22 protein-coding genes and 1 pseudogene are annotated in these 24,426 nt (G+C 31.0%); 16 read left to right on the forward strand and 7 right to left on the reverse strand.

Going from position 1 to position 24,426, the window contains the following annotated elements; genetic code table 11:
* Nucleotides 1-157: 157 nt before the first annotated feature.
* Nucleotides 158-2,386 (reverse strand): HelD family protein, encoded by a 2,229-nt coding sequence (locus ACWJKE_RS15010; RefSeq protein ID WP_216302452.1) that lies wholly within the window; start codon nt 2,384-2,386, stop codon nt 158-160.
* A 379-nt stretch (nt 2,387-2,765) separates the two neighbouring features.
* On the opposite strand from ACWJKE_RS15010, the gene ACWJKE_RS15015 reads away from it, so the two are divergent.
* The 3 genes from ACWJKE_RS15015 (at nt 2,766) to ACWJKE_RS15025 (ending at nt 5,211) form a co-directional block, all read left to right on the forward strand.
* Nucleotides 2,766-3,077, forward strand: a complete 312-nt coding sequence (locus ACWJKE_RS15015; RefSeq protein WP_216302453.1) for a PadR family transcriptional regulator — start codon at nt 2,766-2,768, stop codon at nt 3,075-3,077.
* Between the two features lie 14 nt (nt 3,078-3,091).
* A complete protein-coding gene (locus ACWJKE_RS15020) occupies nt 3,092-3,649 on the forward strand; it encodes a DUF2812 domain-containing protein (protein WP_216302454.1) in 558 nt (185 codons plus the stop codon).
* Nucleotides 3,650-3,750: 101 nt separating this feature from the next.
* Nucleotides 3,751-5,211 (forward strand): IS1182 family transposase, encoded by a 1,461-nt coding sequence (locus ACWJKE_RS15025; protein WP_462952569.1) that lies wholly within the window; start codon nt 3,751-3,753, stop codon nt 5,209-5,211.
* 350 nt (nt 5,212-5,561) lie between these two features.
* Here ACWJKE_RS15025 and ACWJKE_RS15030 read toward each other — a convergent pair.
* Nucleotides 5,562-5,729: pseudogene (locus tag ACWJKE_RS15030) on the reverse strand (FMN-binding protein); the annotation flags it as partial.
* Between the two features lie 54 nt (nt 5,730-5,783).
* Between ACWJKE_RS15030 and ACWJKE_RS15035 the strand changes: the two are divergent.
* The gene (locus ACWJKE_RS15035; RefSeq protein ID WP_216303913.1) at nt 5,784-6,287 is read left to right on the forward strand and encodes an RrF2 family transcriptional regulator; all 504 of its coding nucleotides are present in this window, start codon (nt 5,784-5,786) and stop codon (nt 6,285-6,287) included.
* A 215-nt stretch (nt 6,288-6,502) separates the two neighbouring features.
* Here ACWJKE_RS15035 and ACWJKE_RS15040 read toward each other — a convergent pair whose 3' ends face one another.
* From ACWJKE_RS15040 to ACWJKE_RS15055, 4 genes are all read right to left on the reverse strand, one after another.
* Entirely contained in the window at nt 6,503-7,138 is a 636-nt protein-coding gene (locus tag ACWJKE_RS15040; protein ID WP_216303912.1) for an oxygen-binding di-iron domain-containing protein, read from the reverse strand.
* Nucleotides 7,139-7,465: 327 nt separating this feature from the next.
* Complete coding sequence (locus tag ACWJKE_RS15045; RefSeq protein ID WP_216303911.1) at nt 7,466-8,275, reverse strand: aminoglycoside phosphotransferase family protein; 810 nt, start codon at nt 8,273-8,275, stop codon at nt 7,466-7,468.
* 184 nt (nt 8,276-8,459) lie between these two features.
* Nucleotides 8,460-8,855 carry a hypothetical protein gene (locus ACWJKE_RS15050; RefSeq protein WP_462952704.1) on the reverse strand — a complete coding sequence of 132 codons (396 nt, stop codon included), beginning with the start codon at nt 8,853-8,855 and terminating at the stop codon, nt 8,460-8,462.
* 4 nt (nt 8,856-8,859) lie between these two features.
* Nucleotides 8,860-9,057 carry a helix-turn-helix transcriptional regulator gene (locus ACWJKE_RS15055; protein ID WP_216303909.1) on the reverse strand — a complete coding sequence of 66 codons (198 nt, stop codon included), beginning with the start codon at nt 9,055-9,057 and terminating at the stop codon, nt 8,860-8,862.
* Between the two features lie 336 nt (nt 9,058-9,393).
* Here ACWJKE_RS15055 and ACWJKE_RS15060 point away from each other — a divergent pair, with 336 nt between their 5' ends.
* On the forward strand, nt 9,394-9,663 hold the full coding sequence (locus tag ACWJKE_RS15060; RefSeq protein ID WP_216303908.1) for a DUF1294 domain-containing protein: 270 nt from the start codon (nt 9,394-9,396) through the stop codon (nt 9,661-9,663).
* 699 nt (nt 9,664-10,362) lie between these two features.
* Here the strand turns inward: ACWJKE_RS15060 and ACWJKE_RS15065 are convergent.
* Nucleotides 10,363-11,193 (reverse strand): nitrilase-related carbon-nitrogen hydrolase, encoded by an 831-nt coding sequence (locus tag ACWJKE_RS15065; protein WP_165413786.1) that lies wholly within the window; start codon nt 11,191-11,193, stop codon nt 10,363-10,365.
* A gap of 146 nt (nt 11,194-11,339) precedes the next feature.
* Between ACWJKE_RS15065 and ACWJKE_RS15070 the strand changes: the two genes are divergently transcribed.
* The 11 genes from ACWJKE_RS15070 to ACWJKE_RS15120 all read left to right on the forward strand — a co-directional run bounded on the left by ACWJKE_RS15070 (nt 11,340) and on the right by ACWJKE_RS15120 (nt 24,425).
* The gene (locus tag ACWJKE_RS15070) at nt 11,340-12,176 is read left to right on the forward strand and encodes a YihY/virulence factor BrkB family protein (RefSeq protein WP_165413785.1); all 837 of its coding nucleotides are present in this window, start codon (nt 11,340-11,342) and stop codon (nt 12,174-12,176) included.
* Between the two features lie 327 nt (nt 12,177-12,503).
* Nucleotides 12,504-14,375, forward strand: coding sequence for a polysaccharide biosynthesis protein (locus ACWJKE_RS15075; RefSeq protein ID WP_220319813.1), 1,872 nt, complete (start codon nt 12,504-12,506; stop codon nt 14,373-14,375).
* A gap of 40 nt (nt 14,376-14,415) precedes the next feature.
* Nucleotides 14,416-15,000 carry a sugar transferase gene (locus tag ACWJKE_RS15080; RefSeq protein WP_165413783.1) on the forward strand — a complete coding sequence of 195 codons (585 nt, stop codon included), beginning with the start codon at nt 14,416-14,418 and terminating at the stop codon, nt 14,998-15,000.
* 66 nt (nt 15,001-15,066) lie between these two features.
* A complete protein-coding gene (locus ACWJKE_RS15085; protein ID WP_216303905.1) occupies nt 15,067-15,981 on the forward strand; it encodes an NAD-dependent epimerase/dehydratase family protein in 915 nt (304 codons plus the stop codon).
* Between the two features lie 41 nt (nt 15,982-16,022).
* Complete coding sequence (locus ACWJKE_RS15090) at nt 16,023-17,270, forward strand: glycosyltransferase family 4 protein (protein WP_216303904.1); 1,248 nt, start codon at nt 16,023-16,025, stop codon at nt 17,268-17,270.
* Nucleotides 17,271-17,357: 87 nt separating this feature from the next.
* A complete protein-coding gene (locus ACWJKE_RS15095) occupies nt 17,358-18,374 on the forward strand; it encodes a polysaccharide biosynthesis protein (protein WP_216303903.1) in 1,017 nt (338 codons plus the stop codon).
* Between the two features lie 82 nt (nt 18,375-18,456).
* Nucleotides 18,457-19,566 (forward strand): capsular polysaccharide biosynthesis protein CapF, encoded by a 1,110-nt coding sequence (locus ACWJKE_RS15100; RefSeq protein WP_216303902.1) that lies wholly within the window; start codon nt 18,457-18,459, stop codon nt 19,564-19,566.
* A 5-nt stretch (nt 19,567-19,571) separates the two neighbouring features.
* On the forward strand, nt 19,572-20,696 hold the full coding sequence (wecB, locus tag ACWJKE_RS15105) for a non-hydrolyzing UDP-N-acetylglucosamine 2-epimerase (RefSeq protein WP_216303901.1): 1,125 nt from the start codon (nt 19,572-19,574) through the stop codon (nt 20,694-20,696).
* Between the two features lie 2 nt (nt 20,697-20,698).
* Nucleotides 20,699-21,838 (forward strand): glycosyltransferase family 4 protein, encoded by a 1,140-nt coding sequence (locus ACWJKE_RS15110; protein ID WP_216303900.1) that lies wholly within the window; start codon nt 20,699-20,701, stop codon nt 21,836-21,838.
* 16 nt (nt 21,839-21,854) lie between these two features.
* Nucleotides 21,855-23,270, forward strand: a complete 1,416-nt coding sequence (locus ACWJKE_RS15115) for an O-antigen ligase family protein (RefSeq protein ID WP_220319817.1) — start codon at nt 21,855-21,857, stop codon at nt 23,268-23,270.
* A 75-nt stretch (nt 23,271-23,345) separates the two neighbouring features.
* Nucleotides 23,346-24,425: a CDP-glycerol glycerophosphotransferase family protein gene (locus ACWJKE_RS15120; RefSeq protein ID WP_462958922.1), complete on the forward strand. Its 1,080-nt coding sequence runs from the start codon at nt 23,346-23,348 to the stop codon at nt 24,423-24,425.
* Nucleotide 24,426 lies beyond the last annotated feature (1 nt).

Genomic DNA, 24,426 nt, shown 5'->3' on the forward strand with positions numbered 1-24,426 from the left:
TTCCACCTAACCATCTGTAGTACTAAAGTATAATTACTCTTAATTTACCATATTTTCAAAGGCTTTCATATCTTTAGTAACACAACAAGAAGAAATCCCCTGAAAAAATTTAAAATATAATAAAAAATATTAAGATTTCTTCAGAATGATTTATACATTAAATAAACTCACTTTTTTCTCCTGTATAATAAATAGCAAGCTGATGTAGTGCTCTCGTACAGGCTACATATAAAAGATTCCTATCAAACTCACTGTTATAATTGTCCTTTGAAACATTGAACACAAGTACTACATCAAATTCTAGACCTTTTGATATATAAGAAGGAATAGCAAGGGTACCCTTTATACTGTCAGTACTTTCTGTATTTAACAATTTAATGTTAGTTAAATTGGATAGCTTTTTTTGAACCAATAGGGTTTCTTTCTCCGTTTTGCAAATAACTGCAATAGACTCATAACCACGACTTTCATAGTTATGAATATCTTGGATTATAGTCTCATAAAGCAACTCTTCATTGTCTTTAAATATAATTTGCGGCTCCGATGCATGTCTCTCAAAGGGAACAAACTCCTGTTTGCTATTTAATATTTTCTGAGTAAATTCATTAATCTCGATAGAAGACCTAAAACTTTTATTCATAGAAAGCTTTATGCTCTTTTTCTTGTGTAGAATTTTCTCTATATCATCATATATAGATTTATCACCACGTTTTTCGAAGGTTTGGTTAAAGTCACCGAGTACTGTAAACTTAGCTCTAGGTAGCAGAAGATTAAAGACTTCGTATTGAAGTGGATAATAATCTTGGGCTTCATCAATAACAACCTGCCGTATATCTGAAAACGCGCGACTACCGTTAAGCCTTAGTTTGATATATAAAAGGGGAGCACAGTCCTCGTAATTAATATAGCCTTTATGGAGACTTTCTATGGTTTCTGATACCATTTGGTTAATGTTTTTTGGTAATTCTAACCCTTGCGAAAGTTTTAAAAGAAGTCCGGATTTATTAAATAGTAATTTATACAAATCCGAATAATCAACCTCAGTAAATTTATGAATATGATTCATTAATACTTTAGCTTCTTTAATTGCCATTAATCTGCTAAAAGATTTTAGTTCTAATTCATGTCCTATGCCGTTTTGAACAATCCCCTGAATTTTTTCAAGTCTTGCTTTTCTTAAAGGATGAATTTTACTAAGCATCATACTTTCAATTCTTTTAAGTTTTTTTGATATTGGCATATTCATTTTACCGTTTAAGAAAAGATTATTTAGCTGCTGTTTTGTTTCAATAATTTTTCCATCATAATATAAGTCTTCAAAATGCGTTAATTTATGCTCATAATAATGTATTAGTCTATCCAAAATAGTTATAAATGTTTTCGAACCTTTAAATTTAGTGTTCTCCATTTTTATATTTAAATTTTGTTGATTATCATTAATAATCAAAGTTTCAAGTTGCTGCTTTCTACTTTCAAATATAAATCTATTATCTAAAAAATCAACTACAATATCGTCAAAAGTAGTTTCCTCTACGTTTTCCTCGCCTAGTTCTGGTAAAACTCCAGAAATATATTTACTGAAAACAGAACTAGGAGAAATTATAATAATATTATTGGAATATAGCTTTGATCCCATACCAACATAAAGCAAATATGCAATTCTATGTAGTGCTATAGATGTTTTACCGCTTCCAGCTACGCCTTGTACAATCAAAAGCTCATTTTCAGTATCTCTAATAATTACATCTTGTTCCTTTTGAATGGTTTCAACAATATTTTTCATATTTGAAGAAGAATTGTGACTTAACACTTCTTGTAGGATATCATCATTAATTGTTATGCTGCTATCAAAAAAATACTTAAGTTCAGAATTCTCAATTTTATATTGCCTCTTCATAAAAATATCACCCGAAATTATTCCGAAGGGGGCATTATATGATCCTTTACCAAGTTCGCACTGATAAAACATACTTGAAATAGGGGAGCGCCAATCGTATATTAAAATTGAACTTGTATCATTATCTATTAAATTATAAAGACCGATATAAATCTGATCTGTATCATTATAAGCATCTTCCTTAAAATCAAACCTTCCAAAATAAGGTGAGTTTAAAATCCGTGTATATTTTTTTATTCGTTCCACCGATTTTTCATAATTATAATTTTGACTATCAACTTCAGAGAGTTGTTGGAGCATTTCTGGAATCCTATCAAGATCATTTGAAGAGTGAACAGATTCTTGCCACATATCTCTTCTTGAAGCAATAAGGTCTCTTTTTCTAAAATTTATCTCATATTCGTCTTTACGTAATTCTTTTTCGAGGAAGTTAACTGTACTTTTAAGATATACAAGTTCCTCTTGTTTATTTAGCTCATAATCATTCATTTTCTCACGCTCCCATGTTTTTATAAAAATCATTGACATTCACGTTCATTATGTGATATAATAAGATGAAATATATAGTGGGTTTATTATCACATAATCATATCCACATTTAATTATAGCTAAAAATCCTGTTTAAGTAAAGCTTATGCGTGGTTTTTTTTATTTTAGTACAGTTTTTAATATTAAACCTGTAAAAGAAATTAATAATAACAATTTAATAACAGAGATATAGAGGGCAATTAGATGCCTTCTTTTTTTATTACTATACTAACCATATAAACTTTTTGTTATATGGTTTTTTAGTATTGACATATACAGTCAAGCTGTATATCATATAAATATATAGTTAGACTTTATAACGAAGGAGTTAGAGAATTAAATGAAAAAAAATAAAAATTTACCACTTACAGAAACAGTTTATTACATTCTTTTATCTCTACTTGAACCAGCACATGGATATTTAATTATGCAAAAAGCTGAAGAATTAAGCGACGGGAATGTAAGAATAGCGGCAGGGACTTTATACGGAGCCATTGAAAATTTGCTGAAATTAAAGTTTATTCAACCTGTTGAAAGTGATGACAACAGGCGTAAAGTTTATCTTATCACAGACGAAGGAAAGAAAGTATTACTTCTTGATTTTGAAAGAATGAAACATATGATTGAGATTACTCAAAATAATTTGAAATAGAGAGAGGTGTCAATATGAAAAAAATTAGATGCTATATCAGCTTAGATAAAGAAGAAAAATGGTTAAATGAAATGGCAAACCGAGGTTGGGAATTGGATATAAAACATACAAAATATGAATTTTGCAAAACTTCATCTGCCAATACTATTATAAAAGTAGATTATCGTAACTTTAAGTCAAAGGACGATTTTCATAATTATATTATCCTTTTTAAGGACTGCGGGTGGGAACATATTGCTGGTACAAAAAGATCTGGAAAACAATACTTCAAAAAAATAGATGAAAGAGCTGGTGATGATATTTTTTCTGATGTCTCTTCTAAAGCGGAGAGATACAAGAAATTGTCAAATATGTGGCTATCATGGGTAGTATGTTATATTCCAATATCAATATCGTTGGTTACAACAAAAACTACTGATATTTCGGCAGTATTGAATCCGAAATTATTGTACTATACGCCTGGATTATGGCAAAGGACAGGAGCGTCCTTTTGGGGGTCATTCTTATTTGAAACACCTTTCGCAATGATGGAGGCCACTGAAAAACTATATGAAAAATCGTCATCTAATTAAAGATGGCGATTTTTTTATATAAAAGACTAAAAAACAAAAAGGAATTTTAAAAGATATGTCGAATTAGTATAGTAGAATAAAATAAAAGGGGCTAAACTATTATGCTAAAAGGACAATTGGAAATAAAAATAAATACATACCATAGCTTATATTCGTTAATTATTCCGAAAGATAACATTTTAAAGCAAATTAATGACCTTGTTGACTTTTCATTTGTTTATGACGAATTGATGATTAACTATAGTTCATCTATGGGTAGAGGTGCTATTAACCCCATAATGCTATTTAAATATTTACTTTTGAAAGTAATATATGAATTGTCTGATGAAGATGTTGTTGAAAGAACTCTTTATGACATGTCCTTTAAATATTTTCTAAATTTAGCCCCAGAAGAAACAAATTTAATAAACTCAAGTACACTAACTAAATTTAGAAAGCTTCGCCTTAAAGACATGAATTTATTGGATTTATTAATAAACAAGACTGTAGAACTTGCTATAAAAGAGGGAGTTTTAAAAAGTAAAGCAATAATAGTTGATGCTACGCATACCAAGTCACGTTATAACCAAAAGTCAGCAAGCGAGGAATTATTGAAACGTGCAAAAAACTTAAGAAAAACATTGTACGGAGTACATCCTGGTATTAAAGAAGAGTTACCTAATAAAGTTACAACTGGAGTACTTGAAGATATTCTTGAGTACTGCAAATTATTAATTGATACCATAAACGAGAAGCCAGAAACTGCAGCAAATCCAGCTGTGAAAACTAAATTAAACTACTTAATGGAAGCTATTAATGATGACTTAGAAAATCTAAAAATATCAAAAGATGAGGATGCAAAAGTGGGGCATAAAACTGAGGATAGTTCTTTTTTTGGATATAAATCACACCTTGCTATGAGTGAAGAACGTTTAATTACAGCAGCTGTTATTACAACTGGCGAAAAAAGTGATGGAAAGGAGCTCATAACCTTAATAGAAAAAAGCCGTGAGGCTGGTATAGATGTAAATGAAGTAATTGGAGATACAGCTTATTCTGAAAAGAAAAACCTAGAATATACAAAAGAAAATAAAATTGCATTAATTTCAAGACTAAATCCTGTAATTTCACAAGGAATGCGAAAAAAAGAAGATGAATTTGAGTTTAATAAAGATGCTGGTTTATTTGTATGTCCGGCAGGTCATATGGCTATTAAAAAAGCAAAACAGGGAAAGAAGAATGTTGGTAAAAATCAAGTGCTAACCTACTATTTTAATGTAGAAAAGTGTAAAAATTGTGTTCATAAAGATGGGTGTTATAAAGAAGGCGCTAAATCTAAAACTTATTCAGTTTCAATAAAGTCAAATACTCACAAAGATCAAATAGAGTTCGAAAAAAGTGAATATTTTAAAAAACGAGCTAGGGAACGTTATATGATAGAGGCTAAAAACAGTGAACTTAAGCACCAACATAGCTATGATGTAGCAATATCGTCAGGCTTAATTAGTATGCAAATTCAAGGTGCATTATCAATCTTCACTGTGAATCTAAAGAGAATAATTAAGTTGAAAAGCATGAAATAGGGCTTTTAAAACTTAATTATAAAATAAAAAGCATGAGATATCCAAAATATGAATATCTCATGCTTTTTCTATTCAAGCTTGAAAACTCTACTAAATAAAGAGTGCTTTTTTCAGCGGCCTCCAATGATGAGGGGGTATTTTTGGTTGATTTTTCCTTGTTTAATTATTCTATATACTATTTTCGCAGTAAAGGCACAAATGTATTATAAAAATACAAATCTTAAAAATCGAATATAAGAATGATTGGGGAATATGATAAGTAGGGTATAATTATCATAAGTTGTGATAGATTGTAATCTATCACGACTTATCTATTCAAGGAATTAAAATTAGTTAAGAAAATACAAAATTTAAAGCGTTTGCTTTGCTGATGTAACTGTTATCTCTAACACCCTATTTAAAAAAGAGAACTTTTCTTTCATCATATCAAAATCTGAACCTAACTCAAGGTATTTTGCAGTACCTTCAATCGCGAAGCCTGTTACTTGGTAATCTTTATAACCCAGAACGTCTTTACTAATAATGAAGTATCATATGTGAAGATTATCTTGTTATTTAGGAGGTAGAGCGTATTGCAATTTTCAATAGGAGTAGAGTATGCATTGCATTGTTTATTATATATGGTAGATATTCCATCGGGAAAGGCTGTTGGAATTAAAGATTTAGCGGCATTTCAAGGAGTTTCGGAAAGTTATTTATCAAAAGTATATACAAAATTAAGGAAATCAGGGATTGTGAAGTCAATTCCAGGTGTTAATGGGGGATATGAGTTAGCACGTATTCCAGAAAGCATAACCTTTTGGAATATAGTTGAAGCAGTAGAAGGGACGACCCCGTTATTTCAGTGTGCAGAGATTAGGCAAAATGAGATTTTTTTAGATAAAAATAATTTGCCTGATACACATACGAAATGTCCTTGCATAATAAAAGTTGTAATGTTAGAAGCAGAAGACCAGATGAGACAGTTTTTGAATAATAAGACTTTAGGGTGGCTACATGAACAAGTTAGTAATAAGATCCTTGAAGAGCATGGAAAAGCAACGATTGAATGGTTCAATAATAGTAAATCACGATAAATTTAAGATGCTTAAGATATTTGGTAATTAATGTAGACTTTAAAAAATCATTGAGACCACTTATCTTAGTTTGTTTGAATTCTGGAAAGTATAAAAGAGAATAAGTTGACTAGCTCACAGCGCCCATGTATATCTGATTTGTTGTTGGATGTAGTAAGAAAAAAGCAACATAACTCATTTAGAGTTATGTTGCTTTACATAAATACTTATTTCTGTTAGAACTTAAGACATTGACCGTGACCTACAGCCGCAAACTTTGGATTTAATTCGGATAAAGCCTGCTGAACCTTTGCTCTTTGTTCTGTGCTTGGTATCTGCTCTAATGTGATATTATCTACTTCTTTCTGCCAGTTTCCATATATTACTTCACCATTAAATTTTCCCATACCGAATATTAAATCACCGCTGAAGAATATTCCACGCTTGTTCTCCATAAGAAGAAGACCTTCCCATAGATGCATTTCTGAAGGGTAACTAATGAATTGAAGTTCATAGTCACTGCTAATCAATTTCTCACCAGGATTTTTAATTATTGCTTCATCTGTAATCCCAAATCCAATTAGCTGCCTTGCTGTGATTCTTGAACAAATTGTCTTTGCCTCAGGAAAATTCTTTAACAGTAAAGATAAGCCACCGCATTCGTCTGATTCAAAATGTGAAACAAAAACATATTTTAATTTTTTGTCGCCTAGAATTTCTTTTAATTGTGGTATTAGGGTTTCTGCTTGTTCTATGCTACCAGTATGAACTAAAATTGGTTCATCGGTTAACAAAATATATTGATGAAATGAAAGGTTAATAGGCGAAACATAACTGCTGAATTGGTATAAATCACTATAAATCATAGACATAGTATTATCTCCTTTTATGTATTTAAATTGGTATATCCTGAATAGGTTAAATCATCTCCTGCGGAGCTGAAATGTCGTTAAAAATAATTAATAGAGCAATTCTTTGGACTCTCTGATGTAAGCCATAGTCTACGCCAAGCAATAATAAAAGTCTATATTACTCCTATTGAGAAGAACCACACCATAAATAACATAGACCTTTTGTGTGGTATATTACTCAAAAATAAATACTTCTTCAATTCTTTTATTAAACACTTTTGATATTTTATAGGCAAGCATAATGGAAGTGTTATACTAAAGATCTAAACAAATCTAATTTTAAATAATTTAGATTTTTAACGTCTCCATTGTTTTGTCGATAAAATTTAATAGTGCCGTTTTTTCATCTTTTGGTAACCATTCAGTAAGTCGCGCTGCAGCAACAGGAAGTTCCCATTGTTCAATTTGTTCAATCTTAACTCCTGTTAGTTTTAGGTAATGGCTTATATATTCTAAATAAAACTTATTTCTAATAAAATTAATAATTTGTTTTTCAGGAAATGTTTTATTGGGAACAACACCAAACTTAAACATTATTGATGTCCTCGCAATATCGGTTAATGGATTCCCTTGAGTTGCAGTCATCCAATCGATGACTATTTCTCCGTCTTTTGTTATAAGTATATTATCTGGGTGGAAATCTCCATGACATAATATGTTATCATCTTTAAGTTTATCAATATATTTATACAATCTCGTTTTTATATCATCCGTTAATAACGCTGTATTTGATATATTATCCTTGAGCCTTGTTTTATAAGTAGATAGCTTAAAATTAACCTTTTGCTGAATTGATTTATGCAATTCTGCTAACCGTTGTGCTTCTTTTTTTACTTTCCAGGGGTTAGATGCTACTACTTTCATCATAGTTATTCCATTAATTCGCTCATATACGATACCACTTCTATTATCAACTTCTATAAGTTCATAAACTTTAGGTGTTGAATTCAATTGGTTATAAATGCCAATGCTAACTTCATATTCATTTTGGATCGCCGTTTTAGGTAAATCGATTCTAAAAAGTTTTAAAATTTTATCTTGTCCCCACTCGAATACTTCAGCTGTTCTTCCTTCTCCGATTAATTTTCCCTTTTCCATATATCTTCCCCCATTCGCTAAGTTGCCCTACTATACAATTACGCAACAATTTCAAGTCAATTATACCATTATGTACCATAATATATATCCGTTTTATTTGTTGGCGTGAGCTGTATAGGGGATGCCGATGTAACTCTTAATACAAAAAAAATGCCTGTAGGTTAAGAACATTTTGTTTCAATCATTAGTATTTGGATTTGCAAACTAAATAACTGATAAATTGTATTATAAGTGCACTACCCATAATTACCATGATTGCTGAATGAGAATCCATTTTAATTTTTTGTGTCTTAATTAAAATTTCAAATATAACCATAAAAACAAACAGCTTATCAAAACTCATGCTTTTAGATTTATCACTAACAAATTTTTTTCTTTCATCTTCATATCGTTCATTTGTGTTGCTTTTTGTCTTCCATAATAGATAAATAAGATAAATAAAAGATAGGCCGCCTAATAAAAATCCTGACCAGTAGCCACTCTTTTTTGTTACAAGGTCAAAAATACCCATTCCTATAAAAAGAACTGACCATACTCCAGCACCTATAATTAGTGAATCACCTTGCTTCTGATTTTTCATTATTTTATTCCTCCTCAAAAATAAATACTTCCTCAATTTTTTTATTAAACACTTTTGATAGTTTATAAGCAAGCATAATGGACGGGTTATACTTACCCTTTTCTAAAGATATTATTGTCTGCCTTGAAGTTTCTAATAACTTTGCTAAATCCTCTTGTGTTAAATTGCTTCCTTCTCTTAAACTCTTTATAAGATTTTTCATTCAAACACCTCTTTCACGTAAAGGTAACTTTACAATTTATTATACATCAACGAATTTCAAATATAAAGTTACCTTTACAAATTTTTTAAATTTAACAAATTTTTGTATTTATAAATATAGTCAAAAAAAATGAAAGTAACGTAATGGCTATTATTTGTGAATGAAAAAACATTTTGACGTACGTAAAAATGTACAGTACTATATAGATATATTTAACGACATTTCAGAAGGGAAGGCTCCCACTTCTATAAGTGGGAGTCCCTATATAGATATCAAGTAAAAAGGTGCTATAATAACGTTTTTTTACTAATAAACAATTAAAATGGAGGAAAAAACATGGAATTATTTTTATATTATATTTTGGCGATTAACTTATACGGTATTTTTGCCATGTATTCAGACAAGAGAAAGTCGCAAAAGGGGAAATGGAGAACTCCAGAGAACACCCTTTTCACTATAGCTTCTGCTTTTGGGGCTTTGGGTATTTTTATAGGAATGCGTTTATTTAGGCATAAAACTAAGCATAACAAGTTTGTAATAGGGATACCATTGATCCTTGTAGTTCAATTGTTTGTATTTTTCAAATACATTTATAAAATGATATAATTCTTATAATTTTGCCTTGAAATGTTAGCGCTTTGAGGGTATAATAAAGGGAAATTATAGGAATGAATAAGGACCTTAAGAAGGCAATATGATTATTTCAAGATTGTGGATAACTATTCTGTAAAATTAAATAAATTATTATAAAAACTGTATTTGTTAGTATAATACGGTTTAAAAAGCATATACTATAAAAAGTTATCCTCTTTTAGTGGATAACTTTGTTTAAATTGTGGATAGATTGTCAATTATCTGGAAATAGTAAGCTTGAAATTTATTTTGTTATGGATATTAAGTCTCTATCATAATGATAGAAAACATTAAAGAGCACTACTTACTTTACGGTCTGATATTCACATTTTTACAAAAATTTACATGGTTCTATAAGTTTCATAATTTTGTCTTGAAATTTTACTATTTTGAGGTTATAATAGGTGACGTGCTACTTATATAATATAAAAAGTAGGCAATAACTTATAAAGAAACTTTGAATTTAAAAAGAAATTAAATGATAAATCAAATAAAACATTATGTTATAAGAGTTTGACAAGTAAAGTTCAAATTTGTGGATAACTAGTGTATAAAATTGAATAAATTTTCACGACACTGTATTTATTATCAAAATATAGCTTATTTAGCGTGCTAATAAACAAAGTTATCCCCCTTTAGGGGATAACTTTGTCTGAATTGTGGATAAGATTTTTAATTGCTTGAAAACAATTCACAATACAAACTTTCTTTTCTATCTGATTTAAGTCTAAATTTTTCTCTAATCTGAGTTACGTTCTCCTCAGAGATATCCGCTATAACTAAACCTTCATCCATATATAAGTTGCTTATTACATTGCCTAGTGGATCTACAATCATGGAGTCACCACTGTAGGTTAATCCATTTCCTTCACCTATTCGGTTTATACCTGCTATATAACACTGATTTTCTATGGCCCTTGCTTTGAGTAAGGTAATCCAGTGATCACGTCGATCTATAGGCCAGTTAGCTGCAATGGTTATTAAGGTAGCAGTCTTAGATGCTATTTGAAATATTTCTGGAAAACGTAAATCGTAGCAGATGAAAGGGACGATAGTAAAGTTAAAAGCATTGAAGTAGTTGATTTTATTTCCACTTTGGTAAAATTCAGTTTCGCATCCAAAGGAAAAAGGATGAATTTTAGTGTAAGTCACAAGAGTCTTGTCTTGGGGCACGTCTCGATGCATTACTCGTGGCACGCCTCCATGTACTACCGGAGGCGCCACTACAGAGTATTTGTTTTTACTGTTTGTTCTTCCTTCTACATACCCAAAGCCTATGAAAATATTAAATTTAGAACTCATTTCCTTGAAAAATTCTACGGTTTCATTATTATCTTCTCCTATTAAAGAAGTGTTCACAGAAAAGCCTGTTAAAGTCATTTCAGGGAAAAAAATAATATCCACATTTTCAGTAGTTGCATGCTTTATAAATTGTATTGCGGTTTCTTTATTCTTAGTTTTATCTTCCCAAACAATATCCAATTGAGCTAGTGCTAATTTCATAGTATCGACTCCTTATTAATAATATCTTCATATAATACATATTATATCAGAGTAAGAATAAAATGCGGAAGCATTGAATTTCTCCTGCGTGTTTTGCAGTTGAACTGAAAACAGTATATAAATTGTAACGAAAAGGTGGTTACTTTATGTTAAATAATTTAAAACAACTTGTATGTAGAGTTATAGATGATGATATTACTGCATTGGCAGCTCAACTGGCTTATGATTTATTGTTGTCTTTTTTTCCTTTTTTATTGCTACTAATTAGCATGTTAAGTTATAGTAATCTAGAAAGTAAAGATGTGCTGATATATCTACATCAAATAATGCCCAAGAGTGCTTTTGATTTAATTTACACTACAGTTATAGAGGTGCTGGATTCAAGAAATGTGAATTTACTATCCATAAGTATAATAGGTATAATGTGGTCAGGATCTAGTGGTTTTAGAGCTATAATAAAGGGATTAAATAAAGCCTATGATGAGGAAGAGACAAGACCTTTTTGGAAAACCTTAGCTATATCTATATTATTTATGCTAGGGCTTGTAGTAGCTATTATTGTGGGAGTAGCCCTAGTAGTTTTTGGACAAATGATAGGTGGGGTTATTGCGACGCGTTTAAATTTATCTAGTAAGTTTATATTAGATTGGGATATTATAAGATACCTAGTATCTTTAGGTGGAATGTCAGTTACATTTGCAGCATTATATCATTATACTCCTTGTAGAAGATTAACATGGATAGAGGTAATACCTGGAGCTATTGTTAGTACTTTAGGGTGGTTAATATCTTCATTAGGTTTTGCGTATTATGTTAATAATTTTAACAACTATTCTGGTCTGTATGGTGGAATAGGAGCAGTAATAGTGCTTATGCTTTGGCTTTATATAATTTCCATAATAATACTACTAGGGGGAGAGGTTAATGCGTTGTTAGCCTTTGAGCGAGAAGGCAAACAAAAACCTAGGTGTAAAAAGTATTAACGACATTTCAGGTCCATAGGAGATAATTAGCTCCATGGGAGATAAGTAGCTCCAAAGGAGATAATTTAACTAGAGTTATTATGTGAAATTGGCTAGTATTTAATGATATAATGATATAATGGATAGCATATAAGATCTAAAAAATAGCTTTGAATTGTGAAATTTCAAGTTTCATAAAATATTAACACTTATTTAAAGGTATTATGGTATACTTAATACTGCAGTGAAACTGAAAAAAAGTGTATTAAATTGTAATTAATACATTTTTTGATAACATTAGAAAAAACAATCATATTTTATTATATATAAAATAAAGAGGTGCATTATATGAAAACTCTAGGAAAATGGAAAAAACCAATATTAATACTAAGTGATGCAGTGCTAATAAACTTAGCATATATATTAGCTATCTTTTTCAGATATAATTATAAAAATTTCAAGTTCTATTCAAGTGACTTTAAAGAAATAGCGTTAATTGTGACAGTTATCTACATAGCTTGCTTTTTTGTCTTTAAGCTTTATGAAAGCCTTTGGACTTATGCAAGTATAGATGAATTTATGATGGTTATAGGTGCGTGTCTTACTGGGAACATTGCTACTACAATTTTCATTAGAATTATTGGACATAATTATGCCTATGGGGTAAGCATAGTATCTTGCGCTTTTAGCATTATTTTTATAGTTGGACTTAGGATGTCCTTTAGAATCTTTGATAGATTCGGAAACATTGTAAATTGTAATGTTAGTAAAGGTGCTCGAAAGAGAGTAATGATAGTTGGTGCTGGAGCAGCTGCAGCTATGGTTATAAAAGAAATGAAGAGCAGTAACCAAAGTAAATATGTACCGATAGCTGTAATTGATGATGAAGATTACAAAAAAGGAAACACTATTATGGGAGTGAAGGTTCTTGGAAGTAGAGAAGGCATACCTACTATAGCAAAAGATAAGGATATAGAAACCATACTTATAGCTATTCCTACCATAAAAGATGAAGATAAAAAACAAATACTCGAAATATGCAAAAAAACAAGCTGCAAGATAGAAATTATTCCAGGAATGTATGACATAATAGACGGGAAAGTTTCCTTAAGTCAAATTAGAAAAGTAGAGATTGAGGACTTACTGGGTCGTAAAGCAGTAGATCTTGATATGGAAGGCATTGCAAGTTTCATTCGCGATAAAACCATACTAGTAACAGGCGGCGGTGGATCTATTGGTTCTGAATTATGTCGTCAAATTATAAAATTTGAACCTAAGAAATTAATTATCTTTGATATATATGAAAATAATGCTTATGATCTTCAAATGGAACTTCAATATAAATATCCGAAATTAGATTTAATAGTATTAATAGGATCTGTTAGGGATAAACAAAGACTTGAGAATGTATTTGAAAAGTATTTACCCAATATAGTTTTCCATGCAGCGGCACATAAGCATGTTCCACTAATGGAAGAAAGCCCTATGGAAGCTATAAAAAACAATGTGTTTGGAACATTTAATATGGCAGAGTGCGCGAATAAATTTAATGTAGAAAAATTCGTGATGATATCCACAGATAAAGCGGTAAACCCAACCAATGTCATGGGTGCTACTAAGAGAATGTGTGAAATGATTATACAATCTATGGACAAAATAAGTAAAACACACTTTGTGGCAGTTAGATTTGGAAATGTATTAGGAAGTAACGGGTCCGTTATACCCCTATTTAAAAACCAAATAGCTCATGGTGGTCCAGTTACACTTACTAATAAATATATAACTAGGTTCTTTATGACAATACCCGAAGCAGCACAATTGGTACTTCAATCGGGAGCATACGCAAAAGGCGGAGAAATTTTTGTGCTTGATATGGGGCAACCTGTTAAGATATATGATTTAGCGTGGGATTTAATAAGGCTTTCAGGATTTGAGCCAAACAAAGACATTAAGATAGAAATCACGGGGCTTAGGCCGGGAGAAAAGCTTTATGAAGAACTATTAATGAGTGAAGAGGGACTTATTAATACTAAACATGAAAAGATTTTTATTGGTAAACCAACGTTTAGTGATTTGGATGTTATGAAAGATAGATTGGGAGAGCTTAATGCTATTATCGAGAAAGATGATGTAACATTATTACTCTCAAAAATAGAAGAAATAGTTCCGACATATAATAGAAGTACTGCGGAAATTGAAGACACCAGTGTAGAAGAGTAATAAAAAAGTAGAGTAATTTAAAAAAAACAGGGGGCATAATATGGAGAGATTTCTGGATGTTATAATTAGTATACTTATAATAGTGTTGTTATCACCGCTATTTTTAATTATAGGGATAATCATAAAGCTTAATTCAAAAGGGCCAATATTTTTTACCCAGATGAGAATAGGCAAAAATAATGAATTATTCAAATTGTATAAGTTTAGGACAATGAAAATTGGAACTCCTAATGTAGCAACTGATAAACTTGATAATTCAAAAAGTTATATAACGTGCATTGGTAAAATCCTAAGAAAAACTAGTATTGATGAACTTCCACAATTAATTAATACACTTATTGGGGATATGACTTTTGTGGGACCAAGACCTGCTTTATATAATCAGCTTGAGCTTAAGGAAATGAGAACAAAGGCAGGAGTTCATAAACTACTTCCAGGAGTTACTGGATGGGCTCAAATTAATGGACGAGATGAGAATGATGATTCTGAAAAAACAGCACATGACGTATATTATTTAAACAATAAATCATTATCACTTAATGTGAAAATATTATTTAAAACGGTATCCAAAGTTTTAAAAGCAGAGGGTGTCCGCGATGATGGGCAAAAAAAAAGTAGAGCTTAAGACTATTAGCGATACTGGTAAGCTGAGACATATGAAGCTTTCTGCTAAGAAGGAGATGATGTTGAGATGAAAAAAATACTTATAACAGGATCTAATAGCTATATTGGTACATCCATTGAGAAATACCTAGAGAAATATTCTGATGAATATTCTACAGACACATTGGATATGAAGGACGATTCATGGAAAGAAAAAGATTTTACGCAGTATGATGTAATCTTTCACGTTGCAGGTATAGCGCACGTCTCATCAGACCCTAAAATGGAAGAGTTATATTATAAAGTCAATCGTGATCTTACCGTAGAGACTGCTAAGAAAGCAAAGAAAGCTGGCGTTAAGCAGTTTATTTTTATGAGTAGCATTATTGTTTATGGTGATAGCAGCAATGTTAACGGGGAAAGAATCATAGATAAAAACACTGCTCTAATTTCCAGTAATTTTTATGGAGACAGTAAAATTCAAGCAGAAAAAGGAATAAAACCTTTAGAGAGTGATGATTTTAAAATTGTTATTCTTAGACCACCTATGATTTATGGGAAAGGGTCTAAAGGGAATTATCCGAAATTAGCAAAACTTGCTCAGAAGCTGCCTGTTTTCCCTGACATTGACAATAAGCGAAGTATGCTTCATATAGATAATTTGTGTGAGTTTATTAGATTGATGATTGTAAATGAAGAGAGCGGACTATTCTTTCCACAAAATAGTGAGTACGTTAAGACTTCAGAGATGGTGAAGCTTATTGCAGAATCTCATGGCACGCGAATTAGGTTAACTAAAATATTCAACCCCTTATTACGTCTTATGGGTTTAAAAGTCCAAACATTTAGTAAGGTATTTGGCAGTTTGGTTTATGAGAAGAGCATGTCTGATTATAAAGAGGATTATAGAATTAGAGATTTGAAATCATCGATCATTGTAACAGAAACGGTTACCACAACAGAATCGGTTGCTACAACAGAAACGGTTGATACAATAAAATAAGTTGTGGAAAAATAGAAATACTAAAGAAGGGGGATAATGAGATGAAAAAACACATTTTAGTTATAGCGCAATATTTTTACCCTGAACAATTTCGTATAAATGATATTTGTACAGAATGGGTTAAAAGGGGATATAAAGTAACAGTTATAACTGGAATACCTAATTATCCCAAAGGTGAATATTATGAGGGGTATGGACTGTTTAAGAAGCGAAAAGAAATGTATAATGGTATTGAGATAATTAGGATACCACTAATACCCAGAGGAAAGAGCTCAGTAATGCTTGCTTTAAACTATTTGTCCTTTGTTGTATCCGGATTCTTTTGGAAGATGTTCACAAAAATAAAAGCTGATTATGTATTTATATTTGAGGTATCACCCATGACACAAGCTTTACCTGGTGTATGGTATGCTAAAAAAAGAAAGATACCATGTTACTTGTATGTTCAAGATCTTTGGCCTGAAAATGTTGAAATAATTACAGGTATAACTAACAAAAGGATAATTGGCGCTATAGGTAAGATGGTTGACCATATATATTCCGGCTGTACTCATATTTTCACCACATCAAATAGTTTTGTTAAATCAATACACAATCGTGGCGTTGCACTAGATAAGATAGAGTACTGGCCACAATATGCAGAAGATTTTTATGTGCCTCTTGAGAAAGCGTGCATTGAAGAAATTCCAAATGATGACGCATTTAATATAACTTTTGCCGGTAATATTGGTAATGCACAAGGGTTAGATATATTGCCCAAAGCTGCAACATTTATAAAAGAGAAAAATATAAATAAAAAAATCCGATTTAACATTATCGGAGATGGTCGATATAAAGAAGAATTAATGCAACTTGTACATAAGGGTGAGTTGGAAGACATGTTTAATTTTATTCCAAAACAACCTGGAACCCGGATTCCAAAGTTTATGGCAGCAAGTGACGTCGCTTTCTTGTGCTTAACAGGTAGCCCACTGTTTTCAATGACTATTCCGGCTAAACTACAGTCATACATGGCTTGTGGTATACCAATTATTGCATCAGCCGACGGTGAGACTGATAAAATAATCAAAGAATCAAATTCAGGTGTTTGTGGCCCAGCTGGAGATGCGCAGATACTTTCAGATATGATAATAGAGCTCGCTAATGAATCACCAGAACTTTTAATAAAGCTCGGAGCAAATGCAAGAAGTTACTATGATAATAATTTTAACAAGCAAGAATTGTTAAATAGGATAGATAAATATTTTGTAAAAAATTTAGTAGTGGAACAATTAAACAATAATATTTAAATAACAATTAAAAAATAACTTGTTAAACAAGTAAATAATAACTAGCTTAACAAGTAAATAATAATTTGAAATTGGAGGAGATATACCATGTTTAAAGGTAAAACATTATTAATTACAGGAGGAACAGGTTCTTTTGGGAACGCTGTAATGAAAAGATTTCTTGATACAGATATAGCAGAAATTCGTATATTCTCAAGGGACGAAAAGAAACAAGATGATATGAGAAAATTATATAAAAATGATAAAATTAAATTCTACATAGGTGATGTACGGGACATAGCCTCTGTAAAAAATGCTATGCATGGAGTAGATTATATATTCCACGCAGCTGCCTTAAAACAAGTTCCATCTTGTGAGTTTTTTCCTCTTGAAGCGGTAAAAACTAATGTAATAGGAACAGATAATGTGCTTACAGCAGCAATTGAGTATGGAGTCAAAAAAGTAATATGTCTTTCCACTGACAAAGCAGCATATCCAATAAATGCTATGGGTATTTCAAAAGCTATGATGGAAAAAGTATTTGTGGCTAAAGCTAGAACAGTATCTCCGGATAGGACACTTATTTGTGGTACTAGATATGGAAATGTTATGGCATCAAGAGGATCAGTAATTCCACTATTTATTGAACAGATAAAGAATGGAGAATGTTTAACTGTAACAGATCCTAATATGACTAGGTTCCTTATGAGCCTCGATGAGGCTGTGGAACTTGTAATATTTGCATTCAAAAATGCCAAGGCAGGCGACATAATGGTTCAAAAATCTGATTCATCAACAATACGAGATTTAGCACAAGCAGTGGGTGAATTATTCAATTCGAAAAATGAAGTTAAAATTATAGGTACTCGTCATGGAGAAAAGCTATACGAAACACTTCTTACAAAAGAAGAGTTTGTAGTTGCTCAGGACATGGGGGGATTTTTCAGAGTTCCAGCAGATAAAAGAGATCTTAACTACGATAAATATTTTGTTGAAGGCGATATAAAACTATCCACAGAGCAAGAATATAACTCTCAAAACACTGGAATTCTTAATGTAGAGCAGATAAAAGAAAAGTTACTTAAACTTGATTATATACAAGAAGAATTAAAAACCAATTCTTAAATTAGTGAAGTCCACAATATTAGGTATTAATACTTAGTATTGTGGAATTGTTTAAATAAAACAGACGAAATGTGAGGTAAATATGAAAATACTTGTTACTGGCGCAAAAGGATTTGTAGGAAAAAACATTATAGCAGAACTTAAAAATAAAGGTTATACAGATATATTTGAATATGATTTAGGAACTGAAGAATCACTTCTTGAAAAATACACTAAAGAATGTGAATTTGTTTTTCATCTTGCTGGAGTTAATCGCCCAAAAGATGAAAGTGAATTTATGGAAGGTAATTTTGGATTTACATCAGTGCTTCTTGACCTTCTTAAAAAAAATAATAATAAAGCACCGGTGCTTATAACATCTTCTGTGCAAGCAGAAAAAGAAAATCCTTATGGCATCAGCAAAAAGGCAGGCGAAGATTTATTATTTGCTTACAATAAAGAAACTGGGGCAAAGGTACTGGTTTATAGATTGCCAAATTTATTTGGTAAATGGAGTAGACCTAATTATAATACTGTAGTAGCTACCTTCTGTCATAATATTGCAAGAGGTATAGAAATACAGATATCAAATGCAGATGCTGATTTAGATTTATGTTATATAGATGATGTATTAGATGAATTTATTAGAGCATTAGAAAACATGGAAAGCAAAAAAGACGAATATTGTTATGTACCTATTGTGCATAATATTAAACTAGGGGACCTTGCGAAAAAGATAAGAAGCTTTAAGGAAAGCAGATCTGACTTAAGTGTGCCAAATATGGGTGATGAACTTACTAAAAAGCTTTATAGTACTTACTTAAGCTTTTTACCAGAAGATAAATTTTCTTATGACTTAAAAATGAATAAAGATAACAGAGGATCTTTTACGGAATTTATTAGAACAGCTGAAAATGGACAAGTTTCGGTAAATGTATCCAAACCTGGAATAACAAAAGGTGATCATTGGCACCATACTAAAAACGAAAAGTTTATGGTGGTTAGTGGTGAAGGAGTTATTAGATTTAGAAAGATAGGAACAGATAAAATAATTGAATATAAAGTTAATGCAGATAAACTAGAAGTAGTAGATATTCCTACAGGATACACTCACTCTATTGTAAATATTGGTGAGAACGATTTAGTGACAATAATGTGGGTTAATGAATGCTTTGATCCAAAAAAACCAGACACATTTCACTTGGAGGTATAGAACTTATGAAAAAACTTAAAGTAATGACAATACTAGGAACAAGACCTGAAATAATAAGACTATCAGAAGTTATAAAAGCTTGTGACAGATATTTTGATCATATTCTTGTACATACAGGTCAAAATTGGGATTATACACTTAATGATGTTTTCTTTAAAGAGCTAGAGCTTAGAGAACCAAATTACTTTTTAGGAGTTGTAGGAAGTGATCTTGGAGAAACTATGGGTAACATAATAGCTGAGAGTTATAAAATATTAGTTAAGGAAAAACCAGATGCATTAGTAATACTTGGGGATACAAACAGTTGCCTTAGTGTTATTGCTGCTAAAAGATTAAAAATCCCTGTATTCCATATGGAAGCAGGAAACAGATGTTTTGATCAAAATGTACCTGAAGAAATAAATAGAAAAATAGTTGACGTTACAAGTGATGTTAATATGGCATATACAGAGCATGCGAGAAGATATTTGTTATCAGAAGGAATGAGAAAGGAATATACTTTTGTTACTGGATCACCACTTCCAGAAGTTTTCCATAGATATATGGACAAAATTGATGAAAGTCCCGTGCTCGAAACATTAGGCCTTGAAAAAGGTAAATATATTTTGGTAAGTGCTCATCGAGAAGAAAACATAGATAATGAAGAAAACTTTAAGAGTATAACAGATGCGTTAAATGCAATAGCAGAAACTTATGATATGCCAGTTATATATTCAACACACCCAAGAAGCTGGAAAAGAATTGAAGAAAAAGGAATAGTATTTCATAAAAATATAAAACAATTAAAGCCATTCGGTTTTTATGATTACAATAAACTTCAAAAAGATTCATTCTGCGTTTTATCTGATAGTGGATCACTTGCGGAAGAAACGAACATTATGGAGTTTCCAGGGGTTTCAATAAGAACAAGTACTGAAAGACCAGAAGCAATTGACAAAGGTTCAGTAATACTTGGTGGAATAACTTCTGATAGCATAACTCAAGCTATAGAAATGATAACTATGCAAAAATCATTAGGAGAAAAAACTGTGAAAGCTCATGATTATACAGATATAAATGTTGGTATAAAGGTTGTTAATATTATTCAAGGGTATACAAGCGCCATAAACAAGTTTATATGGAGGAAGTAATAATGAGTCCAGAAAAAAAGAAGAAAATTTTAATGATAGGACCATTTCCAGACCCTATAACAGGTATGTCTGTGTCTAATCAAATGCTTTTAGCTGGCTTATTAGAAAATGGCCATGAAGTTGAATTTATAGATAGTAATGCAGAAAGAACTTTTACAAGTTTAAAGGCGCAAGGTAAATTTAGTATTAAAAAAATATTAAATAGTGTTAGGCCAATAGCTATTGGATGCTACAAGATATTATTTGAAAAATTTGATGTAGTATATATTACGCCTGCACAAAGTTATTTGGGATTTTTGAAGTATACTCCATTTATAAACGTGGCTAATTTTAAAAAAACCAAATGTTATATTGAGTTTCATGGTGGATTTGTCCGCGTTATGTATGACTCAGTAGATGTAAAAAAGCAAAAAGCATTAACATCTTATTTTAATAAAACAGATGGTGTTATAGTTCTAGGTGATTCACTAAGAGCAATGTTCGATGGAATACTTGAAAAAAATAAAGTTTTTGTTTGTGAGAATGGCGTTCAGGACGAATATATGCTGACAGAGAAAGAATTTGCGCAGAAATTACAAAAAAATCAACTGAATAATAATTGTAAAATAGAAGAATTAAAAATATTATATTTAAGTAACCTAATGCAGAGCAAAGGTATTTTAGATTTACTGAAGGCTTGCATAAAACTTAAAAAAGAAAATTTCAAATTTCATTTAAATTTAGCAGGTAACATAGAAGCAGAAATAGTTAATACTGTTAATGAAATGAGTAAAGAACTTGGGGGGCACGTTACATATCATGGGGTTGTTAAAGGTGATAAAAAAGCAGCTCTACTTAAAGATAATCATGTATTCTGTCTTCCTACATATTATCCAAATGAAGGTCAACCAATTTCCATTTTAGAAGCAATGGGGAATGGGCTCGCTATTATAACCACAACTCAAGGTGGGATAATAGATATATTTAAGGATGGAGAAAATGGAGCGGAATGCAATAAAAAAGATCCAGATTCAATATGTGAAGCTATAAAGAAATGTAATGAAAACTATATTAAATATTCTAAGAAAAATTATCATGAATGTTTAGCTGAGTATAATAGAAAAGCATTTGTAGGTAGAATAGAAAATATTATCTTAAAGTAATAAAGGAGAAGAAAGTATGAGCTTTTTTTTATCATTTAACAAACGGTTTTGGGTTATAGCACTTGTCTGCCTATTAATAGTAGGAACTATAGTATTATTTCCCATGGGGCCTGTGAGCATTGCCTTATCAGAAATAATCGCAATAGGATTTTTTCTTTACTTGTTTATTTATCGTGGGGTATATAAGCGTAATTATATTTTCCCTGTATTATCAAAAAAAGTATTTAGGATATTGTTTGGATTTGGTATATATTTCGTTATACTATTTGGTGCGCGAACTATACTACATTTACCATTCAAGGATACAATATGGCCAATAAGATCATTAATACTTGGTTCATCTATATTTTTTCTAATTGATGAATACAAACCAAAAGTAAACCAGCTTTTAAGTGGAATAATAGTTCTTTATTCTGCATTAAATATAAGAGAATTAATCGATTGTTTTAGATTTTCAGATATTCGAAAATTGAAGTTTTTAGATAATATCAATATATATATGTATATATGTATCATGTTTATTTCTTTTACAGTATGGGCAATAAAAGAAAGCAAGGAAAAAAGATTACCATCATGGATTGCACCAATTGCATATACAAATATGGGGATAAGTATGGTTTTTGCATTCCTTTCCGGGGGTCGCTCAGGATGGGTAATGATGGGGGGAGTACTTACAGTATCCTTTTTATTAGTATTTGGATTTAAATGGTGTTCACTTAAAAAAGTTATATTATTTACTATGGCATGTATTGTTGTTACAATAATTGCTACATCACTAAATTTTATGAAATCCAAAAGTAATGTATATAGATCATTTTCTGTTATTGTTACTAGAATTCCAGGCCTTGCACAACCAAAACCTGAGGATGCAGAAGAGGATAGTGTAGCAACTACTGAAGCTAGTGATAAAATACGTGGCATATTCTGGGCAAAAGCATGGACTTCAATAAAGAAGAATCCTGTTTTGGGAGCTGGTACATTTGCAGTAGCTTATAAGGAAATACCCACTAAAACTCAAGTAGAAACACCAACTGCGGAGCAAACGCCTATAAAAGAGAAAACATCTACGAAAAAGATAGAACCGAAAAAAGAATTAACACCTATGCAGGAGCAAATAGCCAATGCAAACAAAGCACCACGACCTGCCCATAATTTCATACTTGAAACTTGGATGGGATGGGGACTAGTAGGGTTAATATTATACCTTGCAGGTTTATTTTCTGCTTGTTATTATGTAGTAATTAAATTAAAAAATATTCCATTGCAATTCAGGATTTGTTGCGTACTTCCGATTGTGTCAGCAGCATTTATAAGTTTGATACAATCATTTATACTTTTGAATTTCCAAGCGACATATATTATGTGGTTTTGCCTTGGAATTGCATCAGCGGCAGATCACCACTACAAAGAAAGCAAAACTGGTAACATTTAAATACAGAACCTATGGGGAATAGCTTCGCAGAAGATAAATAGCTTCGTAGGTTATAATTAAGGTGGGAGAAAAACTTTGAAAAAGAGAATATTATTAACATCTCAGACTGAAGATAATATAAAAGCTTTACTCAATTATTATGAAAAAAACATAAAAAAAAATAGATCTGACATTGTAGTGGAATATAGCAGTTTTTATAAGTATAAAAATATTAAAATCTTACACTATATTATAAGAGCAAGTCAGATGCTTAAAAATTATTCTGCTGTTGTTTCTGATTATACAACTAGCGTTTTTTCAAAAACTAAAAATGGTGTTTTTATGAGTCATGGGTATGGCACTAAAAATACTCCAGGAAATAGTGAGCTTGATATTAAAAAAACAATGGATATCTATAAGGGTATTAGAACTAAAATAAAAAATGTTGTAACACTATCTGAAAGAGATAGCACGTATTTTTTAAGATCTACAGAACTTGATAAGTGTCCTCTTCCAAATTATATGCCACTTGGATTACCAAGAAATGATATGTTGTTTGACAAAGAATACATCTCTGGATGTAGGGAAAAGTTCGACTCAAAACATAATACTTTCGGAATGAAAATTTTATTGTTTTGTCCAACTTGGAGAGGTTACGAAATAGAAAAAGATTTCCCATTTACTGAAGAGGACTGGATAAAGTTTGATGAGTTTATGGGACAGCAAAATTGGAAAATGATTTATCGTCCTCACTATTTAGAGAGGCTAATAGATGATAAAGTTTTTGATAATATGAGTAACATTTTAACAATGGATTTTGATGAAGAAATGTCCACTCAAAGTATCCTGGCAGTGTCTGACATGCTACTGACTGATTATAGTTCAATTTATGTGGATTACTTAGTACTAGATAGACCAATTTGTTTTATGCCATACGATATAGAACAGTATGAAGAAAAACGAGGACTTGCTATAGATTTTACTAGCTATATAGATACTCCTGGTCCTAAATTAAAATGCATTGATAATTTAATGAGTTACATAAAAGATACGAGCAAAAAGGATGAATATATAGCTATTAGAGAAGCAGCTCAAAAGAACTTCTATCATTACTTGGATGGAAATAGCTGCAAAAGAGTGTGGAGTTTAATATTAGATCTTGTAGATAAAAAATAGG

This window comes from Clostridium sp. CM036 (assembly GCF_055081135.1).